Raw genomic sequence first — 20,963 nt, 5'->3', positions numbered from 1 at the left:
TTATCGCACATGGATGGACACATGGGCATTCAAGCCTGGCTGAAAATCGTACGGTCCTTCGTCAAACGTGATTTTCACGGCAATGCGCTGGCTCACCTTCGTAAAATTGCCGCTCGCATTCACCGGGGGCAGCAGAGAAAACGTCGACTGCGTCGCTTCGCCAATCCGGTTGACGGTCCCGCGAAACCGCTGGCCCGGGTACTTATCCAGCTCGATGTCCACTTGTTGCCCGACCTGGACATAACCTGCCTCTGCTTCCTCCACGTGCGCCTCCACGTACAGTTGCCGTTTGTCTACGACCAGCGCCACGGTGTTGCCTGCGCCCACCACTTCGCCTTCCTTGGCGACTTTTTGCAAGATCACCCCGCTGATCGGCGAGCGGATCATCAAGCTTTCCACCTGGGTAGGGCTGGCGGCGTTGAGCTGCTCCTGTTCTGCCACGATCTGCTCCTTCTCGACCTGGCTGCCCACATCCACGCGCACGTTTGTCAGCTTTCCGGCCTGCTTGGACGCGATCTTGTATATCTCTCCAGTGACTACCGCATCCTCCGTCTTGACGTAAAAATAGCTCTGGTAGCCGTAGTAACCCACGACCGCCGCCACGATCAAACAAACGACGGCCACGATTGCTTTTGGATTCAGCTTTTTCTTCTCCATGTCTGCTTTCTTCCTTTCAGATTTCACAACAAACCGACTGTCGGTTTGCAGTAGAGCAAAATAGCAGGCATACACACCATTGTGCTGCCCTCTTTTGTTAACCTTGCTTTTTCAAAAAGTAATGCTTCACAACGGGACGGACAAAAATAGTCGCGGCAAGCCCGATGATGTTCCAGATGTTGACCAGCATGACGCCCGTATCTCCGGAAATGACAGCGAGCGCAAACAGCACGGAGCAAATGAGCGACAGCCCGAACGCGACTGCCCAAATCAACGTCAGCCAAAAGTTGGAGGCCAGAAACAGCGGATGCGAAGTAAACTCGGCGGGCACCACTTTTTTTGCATATTGCAGCGTAAACGGCTTTTTGATGCACAACGACCAGGTGGCTGCCACAGCGAGGATGGCGTACATGAACAGTTGGGTAAAATCAAACAGGTGAAACGCAGGGAACAAGAGGGCAATCCAGAAACCGCAAAAGAAGTAAAACACCTTGATCGCAATGATCGTCGTTACTTCGCCAAACTTCTTTTTCTGAAACAGGTAGATCAACAGCGCGAGCACAAACCCGATGGCGAAGCCGAGCGCAGGCGGCTGCACCTGAAATGCGACGAAGAAAGGAATCAGGTCAACAAAAATCCAGAACAAGGTCATGAACACGGGACAACTCTCCTTATGAATGTAGGATGAAAAGCATCATGATGGCTTGCTGATGATCTAATAATAAAAACCGACCGTCGGTTTGTAAAGAACTTTTTTCCAACTTTTTCTCCCGCTCATGTTTTCAGGCTCTGTCTGTACTTCACCAGCAAATAAGCGGCGATGCCGACCGCGCAGCCGATCAGCAAAAACGTCAAGCCGTAATGCCGGATGTAGACGACTACCTTGTACCACTCCCGCTCCAACATTTTTCCCAGCAGCAAATAAGTCAGGCTCCACAGCAGCGCTCCCGTGTAGGCAAAAGCGGCAAACTTGCCGTACTTCATCGCAGACATCCCCGCCAGGTAAGCCGTGATGTGGCGCACGCCCGGCAAAAAGTAGCCGACGATCAGCAAAAAGGGACCGTACTTGGCGAACAGCTTTTGCGTCGACTCGATTTTTTTCGGGGTGATGTAAAGATTCGGCCCCACTTTGAGCAGAAGCGGCAGTCCCCATTTGCAGGCGATCGCGTAGCTGATCGTGATGCCTGCCGCCGCGCCAAAAAAAGCGCTCAGCACAGCAAACGGCATCAGCAGCATTCCCCGCGATACCGCGTACCCTGTGTACGTCATCAGCACTTCATCGGGAATCGGCAGCCCGATTACGCCAAGCGCAAGCGAGAAAAAGACGCCCACATATCCGTACTTCATCACAAAAAGGTCCAGATGATGTTCCACGGCTACCTCCACAAAACGTTTTCCTCTTCCATTGTATTCTCCCCCTACTGCTTGTCATTCTGGCTTTTTTTCCTCGGCTCGACTTGGCGCGGCACGACACGGCTCGGCTTTTTCCCCGTAGAAAAAGACAGCCTGTTTCCGCTCGCTCGTTTGCGCAGGATTCGGCTGTCTCTTCTTTCTATATTTCCTATTCTATGCCCAACTCATCAGGCGGACGGCTTTTCCTCGTCCGAATCGGCAGGCGGCTGGCCGTTTTTCTTTTTGTTCAACAGCTTTTTCACCAGGCCGCCCAGCGCTCCCAATGCGACCACAATCAAAATCCAGCCTTTTTTCGCAAACGCCAGAATCAACGCCAAAAGCCCCAGCTTCTTCGCGGCGGCTACGCCCAGTCCGCCGAGAATCAAGCCTGTCAGCCCAAACTCGGCGACCTTGTCCGTCTCCGCGTTAAAGTCGGTGTAGCGATGCCCTTCCTTGACCACGAAGTTTTTCAAGATTTTGTCCCGCAACGTCTGCTTGTCCTGCACGAGAGACGGAACATCGGTGACCAGAATGAAGGAGACATGGCCCGTTCTCGTCAACACTTGCAGCTTGTAGTTCAAAAACTGATCTTTTTGCGCGGTCTCGGCCAGCATCGAGTATTCCAGCTCGTGTGTGGCGGCATTGTAGGACGGCTTTACGTTCCAGCCGATGACGTGGAACTGCTCCTCCGGCTTGCGCTGCTTGTTTCCCTCTTCTGTGCCGTCCTTGTAGCTTTGCAGCAGCGCTTCGGCATCAATCTCATTTTGCTCGTCGTCGCTGATGTGTCCCGTGTCCTCGTATTCGATGAACAAGGCCCAATTCTGATTATCTTCAATCGGGTGGACGCTCCCGATCTCGTTCATGGTCGGGATGTCCCCATGCTCCTGCTCCATTTTGATCGTGTCGTCTTTGTTGAGAAAAATCATGTTTTCCGGAACCGTGAAGGAAAACTTCCCTTCCATCTCGACCTTCGTTCCGCTTTCCACAATATTGTAGTTCCCTGCTGCACTCGCAGGGAGCACGGCCGCAAAAGCGAACATGCATGCAAATAAAGATGATAGCCAGGCTTGTCTTCTCATGCTAAACCCCTCAATCTTTTTTTTCACGAACCCCCTCATTTTACCGGGATTATTTTCCTATTACAAAGATGATTTAGAAATTACAGGGAAAAATGAATCGTATTTCCTGGATATAAATGGTTAATGATTTGTTTTTTTATTACTTTCGCCTCAACTTTTGTAGGGCGGATTGCGTGCAGGCAGACCGCTCCTGTCTGTCCCCGGGCAAAGGCGCAAGACGGCTTTTTGTCCTCGTATAAAACAGCCGTCCCGCGAAGAAAAATAGCACTATTCACCAGATTGCCCGCTCGCCGACAGGAGGATAAGCATGCTTCGTTCCGCGAGAAAAATCGTTCCCTGCTCGTTTCGTTTCTGTTATGTTGGCCGAGCCTGCCAATCCGCAAAACCGCTATTTTACCGTGCAAATGCTGGATGTGTACACGAATACGTTTCGCAACGTCTCCAACCGCTCAACCCGGCAAGAGGCAGCACGCTACTTGCTCGTGGGTCCGAACTGGATAGGAAATCCTCCGCCGCATACGCCCGTGATTACGATCCCGCCAGCTTCCGCAAGCAGCAAGTCTGGCCAGCTATTGAACAAACGAAGACTTTGGAGCGTTGAGCAGCAAATCAGGTTTGCGTTCAGCCTGAACAGCGAAAAGGCATTGTCTCTCTTCCGCCGACAATGCCTTTTGCTTATATAATGAATGGATTTAGTAATGGGCAATTCCCAAGGAGCGGTCATCGCTTTCGATACAGTACTGAAACGCCCTGTCCGGATTAGGGGTATTGTACGTAGTCAGCAAATCCTGGTAGGAGCCTGCATACTTCACATTCCCCGCATGAAGAATGAAAATTTTGCAATCGATAAATTCCAGCTCCTGCAATTGATGAGTCGACATCATAACGGTGTGCCCGGCTTTTTTGGCTATGCCCGCAATCTTGTTCAATATTTTTAATCTGGCCGAAGGGTCAACCCCACTCGTAGGCTCATCAAACAAATAGAAGCTTTTGTTGATCTCGGCAAACAAGGTGACGAGCAGCCACTTCCTTTCGCCAACAGACATTTGCCCAAACTTCCGATTCCAAAGCTCCCTGACCAGTTCTCTTTCTCGGTCATCCAGCAGAGACAAACACATCTCCGGATTTTTATCGAACGCTCTGTCCGCTATATGTAAAATAAGTCGCGCAATGTCCCTGCCTTTCAAAATGGGGGAAAAGTACAAGCTTTGCGTTTGATATACGATTTCTTTCGCTTGAGGGATTCCATCAATCGCGCCTTCCTGAATCGCTAACACTCCCGTCAGCAAATCAAAAAGCGTTGTTTTCCCTGCCCCATTCAGGCCAATGACCACATTGACCTTATCTGCCTCCAGTTTCATATTCAGTTGATTGATCGCTTTCTTTTCACTCTTCGGGTAGGAAAACGATATATTTTTTAATTCGATCATCTGTTCTCCACTCTTTCCTGTTTTAGATTAGGTTCTTCTTACGGTTGAAGCGATTTTTATTTTCGACCATGCAATGACCCCAATCGCGATGTAGACCAGCGAAATGACCAAAAGAAACAGGTGGTTACTATTCAGGTGAAGGTTATTGGTCAATGCATCATAGGTAAACACGGAAAAGCGAAACACATATTCAACCGGATTTAAATAGTAAAGGATAGTAGTAAAAAAATCGGTAGACTCGCCACGATAGATAGCCAAATACGTCGCCGGAAAAATCAGCATATTGACAAGCGTATAGGCAGATGAAGCCCTTACCGACAAGCTTGCAATCGAGAGAGACAACATAAAAAGCGGGAGTAAAACGACCAAATAGGTACACGTAGCAGTGAAAAACAGAAGAAAAATAGGGTAATCAAAGACGATGGAAATAACAACCGTAAACAAAGCGAGACTAACCAGCCCAAAAACAATTTGACTGAGTAAAAGTCCCACGATAATAGGAACTTTTGAGCCGCAGATGAAGACAAAGCTTTTCAGGATGCCTAACTCTCGAAAATCGGTTAATCTTAGCCCAATCCCGTTAAACACTACCAGCACTGCAGAGAAGGCCCAAAAACTGGCGTAGTAATAAACAGCTTTCGAAACATCCGGCTTGGCGTGGAACCAACTGTAATTGATAGAAAAAAACAACAACAGAGGCAACAGGATCGACCAGGCTAACGCAATTTTTTCATCGATCATCGACTTGATAAATACGATAAAAAATTCGTATGATTTTCTAAGCATTCGGTTCCTTTTCCTTTCTCTTTTTGATTTTTTTACATTTTCAGGCGTAATGAATCCTTTAGCAAACCATGTAAGTGTTTCTTATGGGAACGGTATCAGCTTGTTCAGGTTTTTATATATAGATCGATCAAATTTTCTGGAGAAGCGATATTCTTGTGGATCAAGTAAGGCAGTATTCATATGCGGATAACAATCAGGTGAGAATACTTTAACAACCTTTGTGTTGAATTCCATTGTTTCAGGAACACACGTTGCGTAAACAGAAATATCTAGATCATTTACCACTCTTTGAACTCTTTCAATGAACGTGTCTTTTTGAGATGTTTTCGTTAAGGGAATATTCTCCTCAAGCTGCCTTTTATTATCAGTCAAGAATGCGTATTCTTCTCGAAATTTCTCTGGGCTTAATGAGTTACAAAAGTCATAATACAAGTCGCCGTCTATACTTTCCCCCTCGTTCTCCCTTCCCCAAAAACCAGTCATAAATTGAAAATACTCATTCATGGCTCGATTAACCGCATCTAACAGATTCCAATGTGCCCCTGCCCCAATACTGAAAGACTCTTTTCCAAAACCTAAAGCTAGTACGACATGGACGTCATCCGTTATTGAAATATCAACCAAGTAAAACTCCTGAATTCCTTTATATGTCTTGCTCATTTGTATAATATTGTAAACACTTTGTTTTTCCAATAATTTTAATGATAGTAATCTTCCTGCTTTCTTAGTTAACCATGTATGTATTAGCGACTGTCTTTCGATAAATTCTAAAAATGCTGCTTCTATTGCATAAGCACTGGAAGTATGTGAAGCTACTCCACAAGTATCACTGAAAGAGCTATGCATATCTTTATCTTTAAAAACCGGATGGCCATACTCTAAAATGACAAAATCCAAAGGTATTTTTATTGTATCTCCAGTTATTAAATTAAAGGCTTCTGTGCTGGCGCTACCATTTTCCTGAATTGCCTTCATCCTTGGGGCAAAAAGCGCTAGCCTTTCAAGGTGTTCCCCAATTGCAGCAGCCATTGCTTTCCTGGTGTTATTCTTCACTGAATTTCCATAGGCAGCTTTGTGTATTGCACAATCTACATAACAATTGGAATACCCGCACTGAAATATTCCTTTGTTTATCCATATTCGATTTGCCACAAAAGCATGTCCATGATTGGGACTATTCGTTACATAATACATGGAAAAGCTCCTTTATAATATTGGACACGTTGGTATATGATTCAAAGTATCCTGAGTTAAATTAACTGTATACCTGTTCACATCTCTATCAAGATCAATATACGTTTTCAGTGCAACATGATTATAGAGATTAGGCGAATATGCTTTAATGATAATTAGATTTTTATTTACGGTTTGATATAAAACTGTAGTGTGCAACTCTTTGACCCAAACTGGTAAATTTTTCACAATCAGATCAGTTTCTACCTCGGCTTCAGACAGCGTGATATCTTCGTCCACTTCTTGATAAGTATCCAGCTTGTTGAACAGTTCAAGGTGTTTTAGACATTCGCTATCAGTTTGGGCTTTTAGGACAATCGCCGTGTACGAACTCGGTTCAAGCCCTTCTAGTTGGTATCTATAAAAATAGTCATCATAAACGTTTTTTAGTAAATATGCTTCTGACAAGCCCTTGTGAATAGCATTCGAAAGAGAAATACTTGAGCCTACTCCTGTCATAAAAGTAAAGGGAGTAATGTGATTTGCATTCTTTGCAAAAACAAATACTACTTTTAATGGTTTAAATGTCTCTTCTACGTATGCTTGTACTTGATATCCTTCTGCTTGAAAAAGACTAACGTATATAGAATAGTGTTGAGATAAATCAATTTTTTTCCCTTGTCTCCCATACCAAAAAAGAAACGTTGAATTTTTCTCTAATAATTCTTTAATTGCATTTGATTGAGCCAACTTACTATTAAAGTGTGCTGCTGTACCCGTGGTATCACAAACGATAGAATCTTCCTTGCATAGTTGCGTAAATCGTCTAGGAATCTTTGCAACCTTACTATTCATTATGTCAAACGATTCTGCCAAACCCTCAATGGCGTCCCCTCTAGCTCCAATTACTAATGCTCTGCGCTCTATTGATTCAGAAAACGCCTTTAAAACTGACTTTCTTTTTCTTTGAGAAATAGCGCCACAATCTACTGGTCCTATTCCACCGTCTTCCCTCCTGAATGTTCCGATTCTTGAAGTCGCTAAATAAACTGGTCTATTGTTGAAGAGTGAGTCCTTATAACCAAAGTTTCTTTTCGACACATCAAATATCATTTCTTTCACCAAACCACTGAATTAATGTTACTGGCGCTAATCTTGCGTTTAAGCCAGATAAATGAGTCAAGGCATTGTCATTAAACCCCGCAAAACAAAATTCACCTAAGCTACTGTCAAACCTACTTAATGTCTCCCTGAAACTCTGACACATTGCGCCAATTTCAATTAATGCGTATCTGTACCCTCGTTTTCTGTATTTGGTGATAGCTCTTTTTAAATCAATGGCATAGCCAATAGCGATTTTAGAAAATAAACTTCGGTCAGAAGGGTTAATTTGATTGATTACTAAATTTAAAAGTTCCTCATCGTATTCTTTAAGTAAAATCAGTTCATTTTTCGAGGAATGAAACAAATAGCATCCTTTAACAGAAATCCCTTTTAAGACACCTTCGTCAAATACATATACGAGCGGTAAAACCGGATACAAGCCTCCAGCAGAAGGATAGTTCTTGGTTAAAGTGTTGGAAAATCTGCCGAATGAGTCTCGAAGGATGATCCCAAAATCATCCGTATTTATGTTCCAATTCTCTTTAAATGTTCGGCAGCTCCTAGTACGTTCAACAGTTTTTTGTTCGATTTTAAATTGGAATGATTTTTCGTAATACTCCGGTATAATATCTGTAAATTCCACTAATTCCATCCACTCTAGTAGCTCTTCCTCATATTCATACATTATTTCTGATATCCAGCATCCTTCCTGATGCATCTTAACAACTTGATCCAATAAACTATTAGAGAGAACTTCTGCTTGTAAATGATTCGCAAAATCATTCTTTCTTCTCTGCTCTACTAATAAATCTTCACTTATGTTATTCATAACAATCACACAACTCCCAATGAATCGAAGTATCTTCATATATTTTAAAATTATCCAGTTTCATGACCATCGCTCTATTAATATCTTCATGATGAATTTTTGAGTAAGTAAAATCATGAAAAAGTAATTGCATACGCTTAATCAAACATGATGCAATAATAACTCGTTGGCTATTGGTTAAAGGAACGCCGATTTTGATGTCTTCCTCCAGAGAATAAAGCATGTCAATGACTTGCTGATAAGTTAAATTATCAGCACTTCCAATTCTCATATGCGATTCAATATGACCTATATGGCAACAATGACATGGATTAACCCAATTACGGTTATAAAGCGAGTCCATATAAAATTTATTGTTGTATATATAACTCATCAATAAATAAGAGTTGCTTGATTCCATATGTCTATCCCTGATTCTTTTTCCTAAACTTTTGTTATAGGGATTTAGAAATACAAGGGATAATTCATTTTCCTCGCAAGGCTGCATGTCATCAACTGAAAGTGACGTGATTGCCAGATTCTCTTGAAAATCTTCAACTAATGTATTCATTAATATTGACCTTAAAAAATCATCATTGGTCATAATAGTAACGGAATCTATTCGGAGCATTTTTTCTTTCACTGTACGTATTAACCCATTGCTTGCTAGAAAACCAATAACCTCCTCTTTTTCTTCTTTGAAAATTTGTTCAAGCACAGACTCTGAAATTTCTTTCTTGCCCGTTCGATCCCACGATTGAATTAAATCAATGAGATCTTTATCATGAATCTTCATTACTCCATTTGCAGTTTGAACTACTACATCTCCATTCTGTAAGGAATGACACAGAAATCTGTTGATCCGATAATTAGAAGTCATATTAATTCACCATCATTTTATTTTTTGTTCTACTCTTTTAAAAGTTATGTAGATAGCCAAATTCAAAATAGCGGGTAACTATTGTTGTCAATAAGCTCCATTTTGAATTTGGCTTAATAAACTTCATGTGGAAACGATGTCTTCCCCAGTAAAATAAGAATTATCGGTTATTTTTACCGATAGTGGCAGCACCACTACTTGAAGAAGAGGAAGAAGCGCACAATCGGCCCCCCTTATTTTTATCTGTCAGAGATTGAATAGTATTGAAATTTGAACCAACCCCAAACTTCGAAATTCCTAACATGCCTCCATCCCCAATGATTTCCTTGTTTGCTCCGCGAACAATTTCTTTCTCCACGCTTCTTACACCCCTAATAAAAGTTATTGATGGATAAAAATACCACCAACTAAATAGTAAAAAAATACTCTCTTTTTGTCAATAAAAGAAAAATAAATTAATAATTGATTCATCACCATAACCCGTGCTAGACATTGAAAAAACGCAGATGTTCCTTTATCGTGGGAGTTGTCGAGACAACCACTGAAAAGGAGGAAATCTGCGTTGTGCCTTGATTTTAGCACAGACTTTATCAGACTTCCATCATTCCATCTCACACATTGGGAAAAAACAAAGGAAACGGATTGGATCGCTGTTCTGGAACCGCATTCTGCCTGTCATCTTTGTCCGATCTGCCTCGGAGCCAGTACCAACCATGCACGTCCTGGACGGCGTATTCTTCGTCATCGTTTCGTTCCTGCTTGGGGGACCGTCTGGGTATCCGTTCCCGTGTATCGCCAGCGCTGTGCGAGTTGTGGGCTTACATGGACAGTGGAATGGAACGGTATCCCGCCTCGAGGATCCGTCACCTCTGCTTTTCAAGAGATGGCGGTGGATATGTGCCACAGTCGGGATTTGCTCTCGGTTGCCAAGCAATTGAGTGTGGCCTACTCGACACTTGAACGCTGGTACTACCAACTGGCCCCCCAACGCCTTGCTCAACCAAAAGAACATGAAGCTCCTGAAGTGGTCTGTCTGGATGAGTTTGCTCTGCAAAAAGGACATAAGTATGGCGTGAACCTCATGGATGCTCAAACCGGTCATATCTGGCAAGTCACAGAAGGACGTTCACGTGAACAAGTACGAAACGCGCTGCAGCAATGGCCTTTTCGTAAGGTTCCCCAGGTAGTTGTCACGGATTTGGCTCCAGGAATGGCTGAAACCGTACGCCAGGTCTGGAAGCATACCCTTGTGGTAGCAGATAAATTTCACGTGATCCAGCTTTTCTCTAAAGCGTTGGAAGCTACCCGAAAACGCACTCATGCTCGTGGAACACATCGTCGGGGCAGACATGAGCAACGCCTGCTCCATACGATCCCTGACAAGCTGAAGCCCGAAGAGCTTCAGGAACTGAAGATTTGGTTAGCAGAAGATCCACATCTGGAACGACTCTACTTTGCGCTTCAAGACATAAGAACCGTGTATGCCGTTGAAACCCAAGAGGCAGGGGAGGAAGCGCTTCAGAAATGGATTGTCGACCATCTCTATTCTCCGACTCCTGCGGTTCGTTCCATTGCCAAAACGATTGTCCAGTGGCAAGAGCCCATTCAGCATTATTTTTCCTTTCGGGTAACGAATGCCAAGATTGAAGGGACACACAACAAAGTGAAGGTAATCAAACGAAGAGCCTACGGCTACCGCAATCTAGAGAGATTCAAGATTCGCATTAGACTGGAGTGTAAACCGGCTACATAACTACGAAAAACTGCGATAGAGGGAGATCAAGCACGTTTTATGGTGAAGAGCTTAATAATTACAAATTTTTAACTCACCTTTCTTCTTACATAAAAACAGCCAGCCTCGCAGGAATGACTCCCCTGCGACGCTGGCTTTCTTCGTTACTTCTTCAAATCCTCAATCGACGTAATATCCATATAAGTCGGCACGGCCAGGCCCAGCTTGGTTCCTTCCAGGTTTGGTCCGAGGTCCTCTACGTCTTTGCCGAGCTTCTCCATGTAGTCCGCATGTGTCGTTGGCAGCCATGCGGCAACCATGCCGTCCACGTCGCCGTTCGCTACGCCTACCCACATCGGGCCTGCTTCGACCTGGCTCAGCTCCACTTTATAGTTCAGCTTTTGCTCCAGGACAGTTTTCACCACGTTCGTGCTGGCGATCTCGGAATCCCAGGCTACATAGGCAAGCGTCAGCTTTTGGCCGTTGACAGGCTGAACGCCCTCGACCCATTTGTTTACGGTCGCCTCGTTGTTTTTCACCCACTCGGCTGCTGCTTCCTCCGGCTTTTTGCCGTTTTCGATGTCCAGCATGACTTTTTCCATGTCAGCAGGCGTCCAGGCAAACTTGTCGAGGAAAGCGTAGGCGCTCGGCTGTTCTTCCTTCAAGCCTTTGCGCACGATCGTGTGGATTTGCTCGTCTTGTCCGTAAATGCCTTTCGGGTCTTCCAGGTACTTCATCTCGAACTTGGAGAACATCCAGTGCGGTGTCCAGCCCGTGACGATAATCGGCTTCTTGTCCTTGTACGCTTGCGTCAGGGCAGCCGTCATCGCGGCACTGGAGCCTTCCACCAGCTCCCAGTCTTTCAGCTCGTATTCGCTGAGGACTTTTTCCGTCGCCTTCATCAGTCCGGCACCCGGGTCGATCCCGATAATTTTATGGTCGACAGTCGCTCCTACGCTGCCGGATGCTGCCGAGCCAGTGTCGCCGCCGGATGGTTCATTGCCTTGTGGAGTTCCAGCGCTTGAGCAGCCCGCCATCACCATACTGAGTCCCAGTGCGACGGCCAATCCTTTCCAGGTTGCTTTTTTCATGAAAACCCCTCCTACGCTTTTTTTCTCTTTCCTACCCCTTGCGTGATGCGGTCCAGCAAAATCGCCATAATGACGATCGCCAGTCCCGCCTCGAAGCCTTCTCCGATCTTGATCTGCGTCACGGCGCGATAGACGTCCGCGCCAAGTCCTTTCGCTCCAATCATCGAAGCGATGACGACCATGGACAGCGCCAGCATGATGCTTTGGTTGACCCCCGCCATGATCGTCGTTTTCGCGATCGGCAACTGCACCTTCGTCAGCTTTTGCCAATAGGTCGAACCGAACGCCTCTGTCGCCTCAATCAAGTCCGCCGGCACCTGGCGAATACCCAGGTTGGTCAGGCGGATCGTCGGCGGCATCGCGAAAATGACCGAAGCGATAACACCCGGCACCTTTCCCAGACCGAAGAAAAAGATCGCGGGAATCAAGTACACAAATGCAGGCATCGTCTGCATAAAATCGAGCAACGGCGTCACGACTCTTTGCACGGATTCACTCTTCGCGCACCAGATTCCCACGGGAATCCCGATGATGATCGAGATGAGCCCGGCGGTCAGCACCAGCGCAAGTGTTTCCATTGAATGCTCCCAATAACCCAGGTTTTGAATCAAGAGAAGTCCAATGAAAGTAAAAAGAGCGATAGACAGCTTCCCGGCGCGGTACGCCAGCAACGTCAGCAAAATGATAATCACCCAGAACGGCAGTCCAGTCAAAATCAGATTGAAGAAATCGACCGTCCCGCCAATGCATGTCGAAATAAAATCGAACAAAAAGCCCAAATGCTCATCCAGTCCGTCTACGATGGTTTCTACCCAGCTATCGAGGGGCAGCTTCGGAAAAAGTTGATCCATCATTCATCCACCTGCCCTTCTTCATTTGCCGGCAGCGGCGATTCCTGGTTCACTTTTCCTGCCAAACCGCCCAGTACGGCGCCTTTTACGATGACGCCCAAAAGGCGATCCTGTTCACCTGTCACCGCCACCGGAATATCGGAAAAAGCAACCAGGTCAAACAGTTCATTGAGCAGCGTCTGCGGGCCGACTTTCGGCACTTCTGTGCGCAGTACGCCTTCCAGCGATTTTCCTTGTGCCTTCGCTTCGCTGACGGCGTCTGCGGTCAACACGCCCAGGAGCGTTTTCTTCCTGTCGACCACGTACAGGCTGGATACGCCGCGGTCCCGCATCATCTGCAAGGCGACGCGCGGCCCTTTGTCCAGGGTGATCGTCTCTGCCCGCTTCATGACGTTCTCCGCAGACAACACCTTGGAGCGGTCGACGTCTTCCACGAAGCGCTCCACGTATTCGTTGGCCGGATTGGTCATGATTTCTTCCGGCGTGCCGATCTGCACGATGGCGCCGTCCTTCATCAAGGCGATCCGGTCCCCGATCTTCAGCGCTTCATCGAGGTCGTGCGTAATGAAAATAATCGTTTTTTGCATCGTGCTTTGCAATTCCAGCAGCTCATCCTGCATGTCCTTGCGAATAAGCGGGTCCAGTGCGCTGAATGCTTCGTCCATCAGAAGCACATCCGGCTCATTGGCAAGTGCACGCGCCAGACCGACGCGCTGCTGCATTCCCCCACTGAGTTGATCGGGATAGCTTGCTTCCCAGCCTGCCAGACCGACCAACTCCAGTGACGCTTTTGCCTTGGCTTCGCGCTCAGCTTTGGGCATTCCCTGGATTTCCAGGCCATACGCTGCGTTTTCCAGGACGGTCCTGTGCGGAAACAGGGCAAACTTTTGAAACACCATCCCGAGCTTCTTTCTTCTGACCTGCTGCAACTGCTCTGTGTTCATGCTGACGATATCCGTACCGTCAATCAGGATTCTGCCTTCTGTCGGCTCAATCAGCCGGTTCAAGAGTCGAACCAGCGTCGACTTCCCGCTACCCGAAAGCCCCATGATGACGAAAATTTCGCCGGCATGCACCTCAAAACTCGCTTGGTTCACCCCAAGGGTAAGACCCGTTTCCTTCAATATTTCCTGTTTGGTCTTCCCCTGTTTCACCTGGGGCAGTGCGCGTTGGGGCTGTCGTCCAAAGATTTTGGTCAAATTCTCTACTTTGATCTTGGGCATATGGTCACCTCCAACTGTTACGCCCGTATCCGGACTGTTCATTACCCTTACAATTGTAACCAGCCCTGTTTTTTACCTCAAACTGGATGAGACTCGATAATCGGGCATTTTCAGCGTTCAGAAAAAACTTTACGTACTTTTCTTTCTGTATTCGCAGTATATCTCGTATATACTGTTTGATATCTCCATTTACTTTTTGCTTGCGGAAACGTACAATTCTAGTCAGGTAAAATGACTAGAGGAGCTGCTTTTTTCAAAATGGAAACGAATCAGGAAAAAATCCTCGAAAAGGCTCAGGAACGCGTGATTGAAACGTTGGCCCGCAACATGGATTTGTACGGCATCACGATGTCGACCGGGCTGTTGTATGGCACGCTGCTGTTTCAGGACAAGTCAATGACGCTGGATGAGATGGGAGAAGCGCTGGGAATGAGCAAGACCAGCATGAGCACCGGCGTTCGCACCTTGATGGACTTAAATATGGTAGAAAAGATATGGAAAAAAGGAACGCGCAAAGACCACTACGAAGTCAATCTGGACTGGTACCAAAACTTCATTGATCTGTTCTCCGTGAAGTGGCGCCATGCCAGCGAGCAAAACGTGCACAGCCTGAAAAAATCGCTACACGAGCTGCGCACCCTCCAGCAGTCCGAGGATTTGTCCGATGAGCTGAGGGCGCGCGTCGAGCTGAGCATCAGCCGGATTGAAAACGGCCTGGAGTATTACTTGTGGCTGTCGCGACTGATTGACGCCTTTGAATCCCACGATATTTTTCAGTTTGTACCAAAAAAAGAAAGCGATTCGTAAAGCAGCTTGGCGCAGCGAAAAAGACTCATTCCTTGACTGGCAGTCAGTAAGGGGTGAGTCTTTTTTTGATGTGACCGATGGAAAAATCTGAATATTGGCAGCGGTTGTGTTACAATGACGAAAGCGGGCACGACGCAAATGACTGGCCCAGCCTGACTCCGAGAAAGGAGCGGATCGTGATGAACAAGCAAACAAAGCGACTTTTTCATACATGCACGAAAAAAACAAACGTGGAAATGGGGGGTCTGCTTCGTTAGCCCCCCGTTATTTTGAGGAGGAACAGGATGATTCGCAAAACAGCGCTTCTGATTGTTGATGCACAGACAGGGATTGTCGATGGCCCGGCGATTGGCCCCGTTTTTCAAAACGCCGCGCTCGTCACGACGATCAAAAAGGTCAGGAAGGAAGCGTGGAAGCGGGCGATTCCGGTCCTGTACGTGCAGGATACCGATGTCGCCGAAGCCGGGGCTGACGCTTTCGCCATCCACCCGGAGCTGGCGCCGCTCCCGACCGAAACAGTCGTCCTGAAGCAATCCACGGATGCTTTTCACGGAACCGATCTGCATGACCAGTTGCAGCTTCTCGAAATCAACCATCTCGTCATTACGGGTTGCAAAACGGAGTATTGTGTCGACAGCGCCTGCCGCAGAGCGACGACGCTCGGCTATGACGTCACGCTCGTCCGGGACGGGCACTCGACGACTGACAATGCCGTATTGGCCGCCGAGCAAATCATCGCCCACCACAACGCCTGCCTGCATGGCCTCGGGAACATTGACCCGTTCATTTTGGTGCGCGATTCCACGGAGGACCTGTTTACTCCTACGCACGATACGTACCGCTAGCCACTCCTGGCTACGCCGAAGAAACCGTCCGGACAGGACGGTTTTTTTTGCTTGCTTTCCGGCTGCGGCAACTAACAGGCTCAGCAGCCCCGCTTCGATGGAGGCAGTGAATCATGATAATTATAGAAGAAACAAATACGCTCTATCCCAAAGGAGGACTCCCCCTTGTCTACGTCACTTCTGGTTTCTCATGAAGTCGTCATTCATGCCGCGCCCGAAAAAGTCTGGGAAGTCTTGATTCATCCGCATTTTATCAGGCAGTGGGACGACGTACCGGAAGACTTCGGACAAGCGCCGCTGACGCTCGGAAGCGTCATGGAATGGCCGGCTATGCCAAATTGACCGTCGCCGAATTTGAACTGGCCGAGCGCAGCTAGACTGGCCTGTCCTTTCGGCGCGAACTCGTTGCAAATAAAAAAACGGGCGCGCCCTTGTGGCTGCATCCCGTCTTTTGGCCCTTACTCCCCTTTGCGGATAATCTCCTGCACTCTGCCGACTTGTCCATCGGTCAGGCGCACCTTGATGCCGTGCGGATGCGTACTCGAATTTGTCAGGATGTCCTTGACGATTCCGCGCGTCCGCTTGCCTGTGCGCTGATCCTGCTTCAACACGATGTCGACCTCCAGGCCAGGGGCAATGTCTTTGCGGTTTTTCCCGTTCATGGCAGTCCCTCCTTTCCTCGTTCGATGACTTTTTCGTTCTTTGTCCCACCTATGATATAATCGACAAACAAAACTTTTCTCATCGGAGGAATCCATGCTTACTTTTGAAGAAAAACTGGCGATCATTGAATCATTTCCACAACTGACCCGAAACAACGTCTCGCTCAAGCGGGTCAATTTTCACTACGAGGCAAGTCTTCACGACAAAAAGACAGTCGTTTACCATCTGCATCCGAATGGCAACGGCTTCGTATTCGCAGGCTTTTTGAAGGGCTATCCCAAAGACGACAAAGGCTACGTCAACATTCGCGACTTCTCCGCAGAGGAATTGCGCACGATCATCGAGGCTTCCATCCAGTCGCTCTCTGTCAAACGCGAGCCGCAGCCAAAGGCGGAAGCAAACGAGCCACTCGAGCAAACCTGGGTCGACAAGCAAAATCGCACGCTGCTTCTGCAGCAGGAAGACACGCTGTGGAACGTCTACCACGGCATGAACCTGGAGGCTTCCTTCGAGTCTTACGTAGAAGCCGAACAGTATCTGAAAGAAGAAGGCTTTTCCTTGCGCAACTAGCTTGTAACAGAGTTGTCACGGCCTGCCCTTTTCCTTCCTCCAAACGCAATCCTTTCATTGGAGAACCCCTCCTGATATGGTACACTTCCACCTAGTTAGATGTACAATACCTTTTATGAGCCTGGCCCGACAGTCTTTGCGACTGGCTCGGGCCTTCCCGAAAAACAGGGGGATAATGCGGCATGATGAAGTATAGAGACACACTTCTTTTTCAAGTCCACAAGCAGTTTGAAGCCTGGCTCGCACAGGAGGGGCCGGTCTCCCACGAAGAGCTGTACCGCTTTGTTCACTCGTTGAGAGGCACAGCCGGAACGATCGGTCTTGCCGATTTGTCCGAGCTGGCGCAGACGCTGTTGGAGCAGTTGGACCAGCAGGATGCGAAACCTTGGCCAACGCACGAGTGGCGTGACTTTTTGCAAGAGCTCATCGCCTTGTGTTACGAGCATCGTCCCGAGCAGGAAATTCTTTTGGAGGACCCCACGCTACCGCAAGAGTCTACCTACGACAATCAGCCTCTCCTGCTCATTTTAGACGACGACGTGACGTTGCTGATGTACCTAAAAGAATATTTGGAGAAGCAAAACTGGTCCGTCATCGCTACTGTTTATCCTCACAAGGCACTCGACTACTTCCACGACCTCAACCCGGATTGCCTGATTCTCGACCTGAACATTCCCGAAACAGGCGGCTTTCAAGTCATGCAAACGCTCAGTGAAAAAATTAAAAAGCAATACGTCCCGACGACGATTATCAGCATTGACTGCGATCGGGAAACGCGCCTGCGCGCTTATCGGCTGGGTGCCGACGATGTCATGTGCAAGCCGCTTGACCTGGAAGAACTAACCGTCCGGCTGGAAAGACAGCTCAGAAGAAAACGGTGGATGGATAAAATTTTGTTTCTCGATGAATTGACCGGCGTGTACAACCGCAATTGCCTCGCGGATACGTACCAGAAGCTGCTTGCGGATTCCATGCGGAGCCACGCGCCCTTTTCGCTGGCCTTTCTGGACATCGATCATTTCAAAAAGGTCAATGACACTTACGGGCACCTGGTAGGCGACGTCGTACTGAGCCGCTTCGCCGCGTTCATCCGGGGAAGCGCGGAGAAGCAGGACGTCTTTTTCCGGTATGGCGGGGAAGAATTTATTCTGCTCATGCCGCGGACGTCGGTACAGGAAGCACAGTTGCGGCTGGAACGAATGCTGCGCGATTTTCGCGACCTCTCCTTCGAAGCTTCCGAAGGGACGTTTTCGCTGAGCTTTTCCGCTGGCGTCGTGCAAATTGAGGATGCGCAAAAGCCGCTCGCCTACTGGATCGACGCTGCGGATACGGCGTTATACTCTGCCAAAAATGCGGGGCGCTGCCGGATTGAAGCGGCTGTGCGCAGCGCTGATCCGGATACGCGCACGGTGAAGCTGAAAGTCGCCATTATTGACGATGATCCGCTGATCTGCGCCGTCCTCGCCGACTCGGCGCGGGCAAGCCTGGACGGCTGGATTCACTCGGACATCCGGACGTACCACGAAGGGGCTGCCTTTTTTGCATCTTCCTGGCATCAGGGGCCGGAAGCGTATCTCATCATTTTGGACGGGATCATGCCGCAAATGGACGGGCTGGACGTTCTGCGGCGCATCCGCAACCTGCCGAACAGCAAGCAGTACACGGTGCTCATGCTGACAGGCCGCAGCGGCGAACAAGATATTGCCCAAGCCCTGCAGCTCGGCGCTGACGACTACATGACGAAGCCTTTCAGCACGAAAGAGCTGGAAGCGCGCATCAAGCGGCTAGTCAAGCGAATGATGTAGGCAATATCAGATGGAGGAAGAAAAAATGGCAATGATATTACTGGCTGAAGATGAAGCCGTACTGCGGATGCTCATTGGCGATACGCTGGAGGATGAAGGGCATCTGCTCGACATCGCCTGCGACGGTGAGGAAGCGCTGCAAAAAATCAGCCACAATCAGTACGATTACTCATTTTGGATTACATGATGCCCAAGCTGACCGGCTTTGAGGTGTTGACCCGGATGAAGCAGATGACGGACAAGCAAGCGGTGAAGGTTCTCATTCTTTCCGCGGAAAGCCAGCATGCGGAACAGGAAAAAATGCGCGCCGCCGGAGCCGATGACTTCATGCCCAAGCCGTTCAGCCCGCTGGAGCTCGTCCGCAAGGTGGGGGACATGCTCGCATGACTCGGCTTCGGAAATACGTCCGTGAAAGCATCACGCGCCGATCGAATCGTTTGTCGCCAATTTTTTCAGCAATCTGTTCCCGACCGCTTTGCTCAGGGAGAAACGCCGCAGTTGAACGGCCTGGAACGGGCGGATGAGATCGGCAAGCTCTCCCGCTCGCTCGACTACATGATGCGGCAGATTCAGCACAAGGAAGAAGCGCTGATGGCGCAAAACGAAGAGTTGCACGCCCAGCAAGACGAGCTGATGATGCAGCAGGAGGAACTGCAGGAAGCTCTGTCCAAAATGGCGGAAAACGAGCACTATCTGGAGAAAAAGAACCGCTTTGTTCTCGCGCTCACCAGTACATGGGACAAAGGGAGCTTTTGTCGAGCATTATTTCGAACACCGTAGAAATCATGGAAGCAGACAAAGGCGTCATCGTGCTGTTGGACGCGGATCGCGGCTGCGCCAGCTTCGGCATTTCCCGGCAAGGGCTTGACCAGTTGCTGCAAGGGATCGAGGACGGGCCTTTTGTCCGCATCAAGGAAACCGGGCTGCCATTTGTCGTCAACCGTGAAAGTACAGTGGGCGAGCGCGGCTTCCACCCTGCTCGTTCCCGCACTTACGAGTTGTATCTCCCGGTACTGGATTCGCACAGGGAGGTCGTGGCTTGCATCATTCTCGCCCGCATCGACCGCAGGTTCTCCGAGCACGAGCAGCACATCTTGATCGGCATGGCCAAGCAAGTCTCGCTCGCCCTGGACAAGCTCGCCATGTTTGAGGAAACGAAAAGGCAGCGGCAAATTACGCAGGAAATGCTCGACTCCGTGCAGGGGGCATACAGTTGCTTTCTCTCAACGGCGGAACGATCCAGGTGAGCAGCACGTTTTGCGAGCTGCTTGGCTGCAATCGCGAGCAGGCCGTATCGGACTTTGACATCGACGCGTTTTTCGCCCATCTGCAAAGCTGCACGGCAGAGCCTAACCGTCTCATCCCGTACATCAAAGCAGTCGCGCTGGGCGAAGGCGATGCGCAAGAGGACAGCATCGTCTTTGAACTGACCTCTCCTGTCAAACGGTACATCCAACTCTACGCGGAGCCTTTGTACCGCAACCAGCGGAAGTGGAGCACGCTGCTGGTTTACCGGGACATCACGAAGGAATACGAGATTGACCAGATGAAATCCGAATTTGTCAGCACCGTGAGCCACGAGTTGCGCACCCCGCTGGCGAGCGTGCTGGGCTTTGCAGTCTATCCTTTTTCCACGGCACAGGAGACGCTCGACGCCATTTACCGCCTGCGTCCGGATGCGGTCGTGCTCGACCTGATTTTGCAAGATGGCGAGAGCGGCTGGAAGGTCATCGAGGCGATGCAGGAAAACCCGGAGCTGAAGACGATCCCGATCGTCATTTCCAGCGCGTTTGAGGAAAAGAAAAAAGCGTTTGATTTGGGAGCAAAGGGCTATTTGCTAAAGCCTTACCATCCCGACACTTTGTTGAAGGCGATCTTGCTCGCCGTCACCAGCCACGAATCGGCCGGACAAATTTTAATTCCCGATCAGTTGTGACCCCTCTTTTGCCAAAAAGGCAGCGGACGATGCTCCGTTGCCTTTTTTTGCGGGACGTTCGCGCGCCTGTTGGCTGGCCAGGAAGCTTTTTGCGCAGACAGAAAATCTTGGTATATTCACGGGCCTTCCAT

At 48.5% G+C, this 20,963-nt stretch carries 25 protein-coding genes and 1 pseudogene; 11 read left to right on the top strand and 15 right to left on the bottom strand.

The genetic code is table 11. The features are described from left to right. The 4 genes from BA6348_RS06230 to BA6348_RS06215 form a co-directional block, all read right to left on the bottom strand. On the bottom strand, nucleotides 1-657 hold the full coding sequence (locus tag BA6348_RS06230) for an HlyD family secretion protein (RefSeq protein ID WP_007783027.1): 657 nt from the start codon (nucleotides 655-657) through the stop codon (nucleotides 1-3). Nucleotides 658-754: 97 nt separating this feature from the next. Beyond that, entirely contained in the window at nucleotides 755-1,309 is a 555-nt protein-coding gene (locus tag BA6348_RS06225) for an amine oxidase (RefSeq protein WP_238501632.1), read from the bottom strand. Between the two features lie 122 nt (nucleotides 1,310-1,431). Beyond that, the gene (locus tag BA6348_RS06220) at nucleotides 1,432-2,043 is read right to left on the bottom strand and encodes a DedA family protein (protein ID WP_005829471.1); all 612 of its coding nucleotides are present in this window, start codon (nucleotides 2,041-2,043) and stop codon (nucleotides 1,432-1,434) included. 194 nt (nucleotides 2,044-2,237) lie between these two features. Beyond that, a complete protein-coding gene (locus BA6348_RS06215) occupies nucleotides 2,238-3,128 on the bottom strand; it encodes a DUF2167 domain-containing protein (RefSeq protein ID WP_025844796.1) in 891 nt (296 codons plus the stop codon). Nucleotides 3,129-3,484: 356 nt separating this feature from the next. Here BA6348_RS06215 and BA6348_RS06210 point away from each other — a divergent pair, with 356 nt between their 5' ends. After that, nucleotides 3,485-3,811, top strand: a complete 327-nt coding sequence (locus tag BA6348_RS06210) for a DUF1254 domain-containing protein (protein ID WP_005829467.1) — start codon at nucleotides 3,485-3,487, stop codon at nucleotides 3,809-3,811. 9 nt (nucleotides 3,812-3,820) lie between these two features. Here the strand turns inward: BA6348_RS06210 and BA6348_RS06205 are convergent, their stop codons facing one another. The 7 genes from BA6348_RS06205 to BA6348_RS06175 form a co-directional block, all read right to left on the bottom strand. Then, nucleotides 3,821-4,558: an ATP-binding cassette domain-containing protein gene (locus BA6348_RS06205; protein WP_005829466.1), complete on the bottom strand. Its 738-nt coding sequence runs from the start codon at nucleotides 4,556-4,558 to the stop codon at nucleotides 3,821-3,823. A gap of 27 nt (nucleotides 4,559-4,585) precedes the next feature. After that, entirely contained in the window at nucleotides 4,586-5,344 is a 759-nt protein-coding gene (locus BA6348_RS06200; RefSeq protein ID WP_005829464.1) for an ABC transporter permease, read from the bottom strand. Between the two features lie 81 nt (nucleotides 5,345-5,425). After that, entirely contained in the window at nucleotides 5,426-6,538 is a 1,113-nt protein-coding gene (locus tag BA6348_RS06195) for a YcaO-like family protein (RefSeq protein ID WP_081592037.1), read from the bottom strand. A gap of 12 nt (nucleotides 6,539-6,550) precedes the next feature. After that, a complete protein-coding gene (locus BA6348_RS06190; protein ID WP_005829460.1) occupies nucleotides 6,551-7,630 on the bottom strand; it encodes a YcaO-like family protein in 1,080 nt (359 codons plus the stop codon). Continuing rightward, nucleotides 7,620-8,450 carry a SagB/ThcOx family dehydrogenase gene (locus BA6348_RS06185; RefSeq protein ID WP_005829458.1) on the bottom strand — a complete coding sequence of 277 codons (831 nt, stop codon included), beginning with the start codon at nucleotides 8,448-8,450 and terminating at the stop codon, nucleotides 7,620-7,622. Before BA6348_RS06185 ends, BA6348_RS06190 begins: the two co-directional genes overlap by 11 nt. Beyond that, nucleotides 8,443-9,309: an McbB family protein gene (locus tag BA6348_RS06180; protein ID WP_122952626.1), complete on the bottom strand. Its 867-nt coding sequence runs from the start codon at nucleotides 9,307-9,309 to the stop codon at nucleotides 8,443-8,445. Before BA6348_RS06180 ends, BA6348_RS06185 begins: the two co-directional genes overlap by 8 nt. A 160-nt stretch (nucleotides 9,310-9,469) precedes the next feature. Then, nucleotides 9,470-9,667, bottom strand: coding sequence for a hypothetical protein (locus BA6348_RS06175; protein WP_129552174.1), 198 nt, complete (start codon nucleotides 9,665-9,667; stop codon nucleotides 9,470-9,472). A 204-nt stretch (nucleotides 9,668-9,871) separates the two neighbouring features. Between BA6348_RS06175 and BA6348_RS06170 the strand changes: the two genes are divergently transcribed. Continuing rightward, entirely contained in the window at nucleotides 9,872-11,062 is a 1,191-nt protein-coding gene (locus BA6348_RS06170; RefSeq protein WP_129552170.1) for an ISL3 family transposase, read from the top strand. A 143-nt stretch (nucleotides 11,063-11,205) separates the two neighbouring features. Here BA6348_RS06170 and BA6348_RS06165 read toward each other — a convergent pair whose 3' ends face one another. Genes BA6348_RS06165 through proV form a run of 3 tightly spaced genes read right to left on the bottom strand, consistent with a single transcriptional unit; the run spans nucleotide 11,206 to nucleotide 14,206 of the window. Further along, entirely contained in the window at nucleotides 11,206-12,132 is a 927-nt protein-coding gene (locus tag BA6348_RS06165) for a glycine betaine ABC transporter substrate-binding protein (protein WP_005833353.1), read from the bottom strand. A gap of 11 nt (nucleotides 12,133-12,143) precedes the next feature. Further along, on the bottom strand, nucleotides 12,144-12,983 hold the full coding sequence (locus BA6348_RS06160) for an ABC transporter permease (RefSeq protein ID WP_007783036.1): 840 nt from the start codon (nucleotides 12,981-12,983) through the stop codon (nucleotides 12,144-12,146). Then, a complete protein-coding gene (gene proV, locus BA6348_RS06155) occupies nucleotides 12,983-14,206 on the bottom strand; it encodes a glycine betaine/L-proline ABC transporter ATP-binding protein ProV (RefSeq protein WP_005833350.1) in 1,224 nt (407 codons plus the stop codon). Before proV ends, BA6348_RS06160 begins: the two co-directional genes overlap by 1 nt. Before the next feature lie 258 nt (nucleotides 14,207-14,464). Here proV and BA6348_RS06150 point away from each other — a divergent pair, with 258 nt between their 5' ends. The 3 genes from BA6348_RS06150 to BA6348_RS26520 all read left to right on the top strand — a co-directional run bounded on the left by BA6348_RS06150 (nucleotide 14,465) and on the right by BA6348_RS26520 (nucleotide 16,200). Continuing rightward, complete coding sequence (locus BA6348_RS06150) at nucleotides 14,465-15,013, top strand: GbsR/MarR family transcriptional regulator (protein WP_005833348.1); 549 nt, start codon at nucleotides 14,465-14,467, stop codon at nucleotides 15,011-15,013. Between the two features lie 284 nt (nucleotides 15,014-15,297). Beyond that, nucleotides 15,298-15,858, top strand: a complete 561-nt coding sequence (locus tag BA6348_RS06145; protein WP_122953515.1) for an isochorismatase family protein — start codon at nucleotides 15,298-15,300, stop codon at nucleotides 15,856-15,858. Nucleotides 15,859-16,023: 165 nt separating this feature from the next. Continuing rightward, nucleotides 16,024-16,200 (top strand): SRPBCC family protein, encoded by a 177-nt coding sequence (locus BA6348_RS26520; protein WP_005833345.1) that lies wholly within the window; start codon nucleotides 16,024-16,026, stop codon nucleotides 16,198-16,200. A gap of 116 nt (nucleotides 16,201-16,316) precedes the next feature. On the opposite strand, the gene BA6348_RS06140 is transcribed toward BA6348_RS26520, so the two are convergent. Next, the gene (locus BA6348_RS06140; protein WP_005833343.1) at nucleotides 16,317-16,520 is read right to left on the bottom strand and encodes a YwbE family protein; all 204 of its coding nucleotides are present in this window, start codon (nucleotides 16,518-16,520) and stop codon (nucleotides 16,317-16,319) included. A gap of 94 nt (nucleotides 16,521-16,614) precedes the next feature. Between BA6348_RS06140 and BA6348_RS06135 the strand changes: the two genes are divergently transcribed. From BA6348_RS06135 to BA6348_RS27165, 6 genes and pseudogenes are all read left to right on the top strand, one after another. Then, nucleotides 16,615-17,091, top strand: coding sequence for a hypothetical protein (locus tag BA6348_RS06135; RefSeq protein WP_007783040.1), 477 nt, complete (start codon nucleotides 16,615-16,617; stop codon nucleotides 17,089-17,091). Nucleotides 17,092-17,273: 182 nt separating this feature from the next. Further along, the gene (locus tag BA6348_RS06130; protein ID WP_005833340.1) at nucleotides 17,274-18,896 is read left to right on the top strand and encodes a diguanylate cyclase; all 1,623 of its coding nucleotides are present in this window, start codon (nucleotides 17,274-17,276) and stop codon (nucleotides 18,894-18,896) included. A 25-nt stretch (nucleotides 18,897-18,921) separates the two neighbouring features. Continuing rightward, nucleotides 18,922-19,283: pseudogene (locus BA6348_RS06125) on the top strand (response regulator transcription factor). A 21-nt stretch (nucleotides 19,284-19,304) separates the two neighbouring features. Beyond that, nucleotides 19,305-19,676 carry a hypothetical protein gene (locus tag BA6348_RS27175; protein WP_241752908.1) on the top strand — a complete coding sequence of 124 codons (372 nt, stop codon included), beginning with the start codon at nucleotides 19,305-19,307 and terminating at the stop codon, nucleotides 19,674-19,676. Then, nucleotides 19,649-20,143, top strand: coding sequence for a GAF domain-containing protein (locus tag BA6348_RS27170; protein WP_035317207.1), 495 nt, complete (start codon nucleotides 19,649-19,651; stop codon nucleotides 20,141-20,143). Before BA6348_RS27175 ends, BA6348_RS27170 begins: the two co-directional genes overlap by 28 nt. Next, complete coding sequence (locus BA6348_RS27165; protein WP_007783050.1) at nucleotides 20,110-20,832, top strand: response regulator; 723 nt, start codon at nucleotides 20,110-20,112, stop codon at nucleotides 20,830-20,832. The genes BA6348_RS27170 and BA6348_RS27165 overlap by 34 nt, the downstream gene beginning before the upstream one ends. Nucleotides 20,833-20,963 lie beyond the last annotated feature (131 nt).

Origin of the sequence: Brevibacillus agri (assembly GCF_004117055.1) — a bacterium.
GTDB classification, from domain to species: Bacteria; Bacillota; Bacilli; order Brevibacillales; family Brevibacillaceae; genus Brevibacillus; species Brevibacillus agri.
This window is presented reverse-complemented; position numbering and strand designations above follow the sequence as displayed.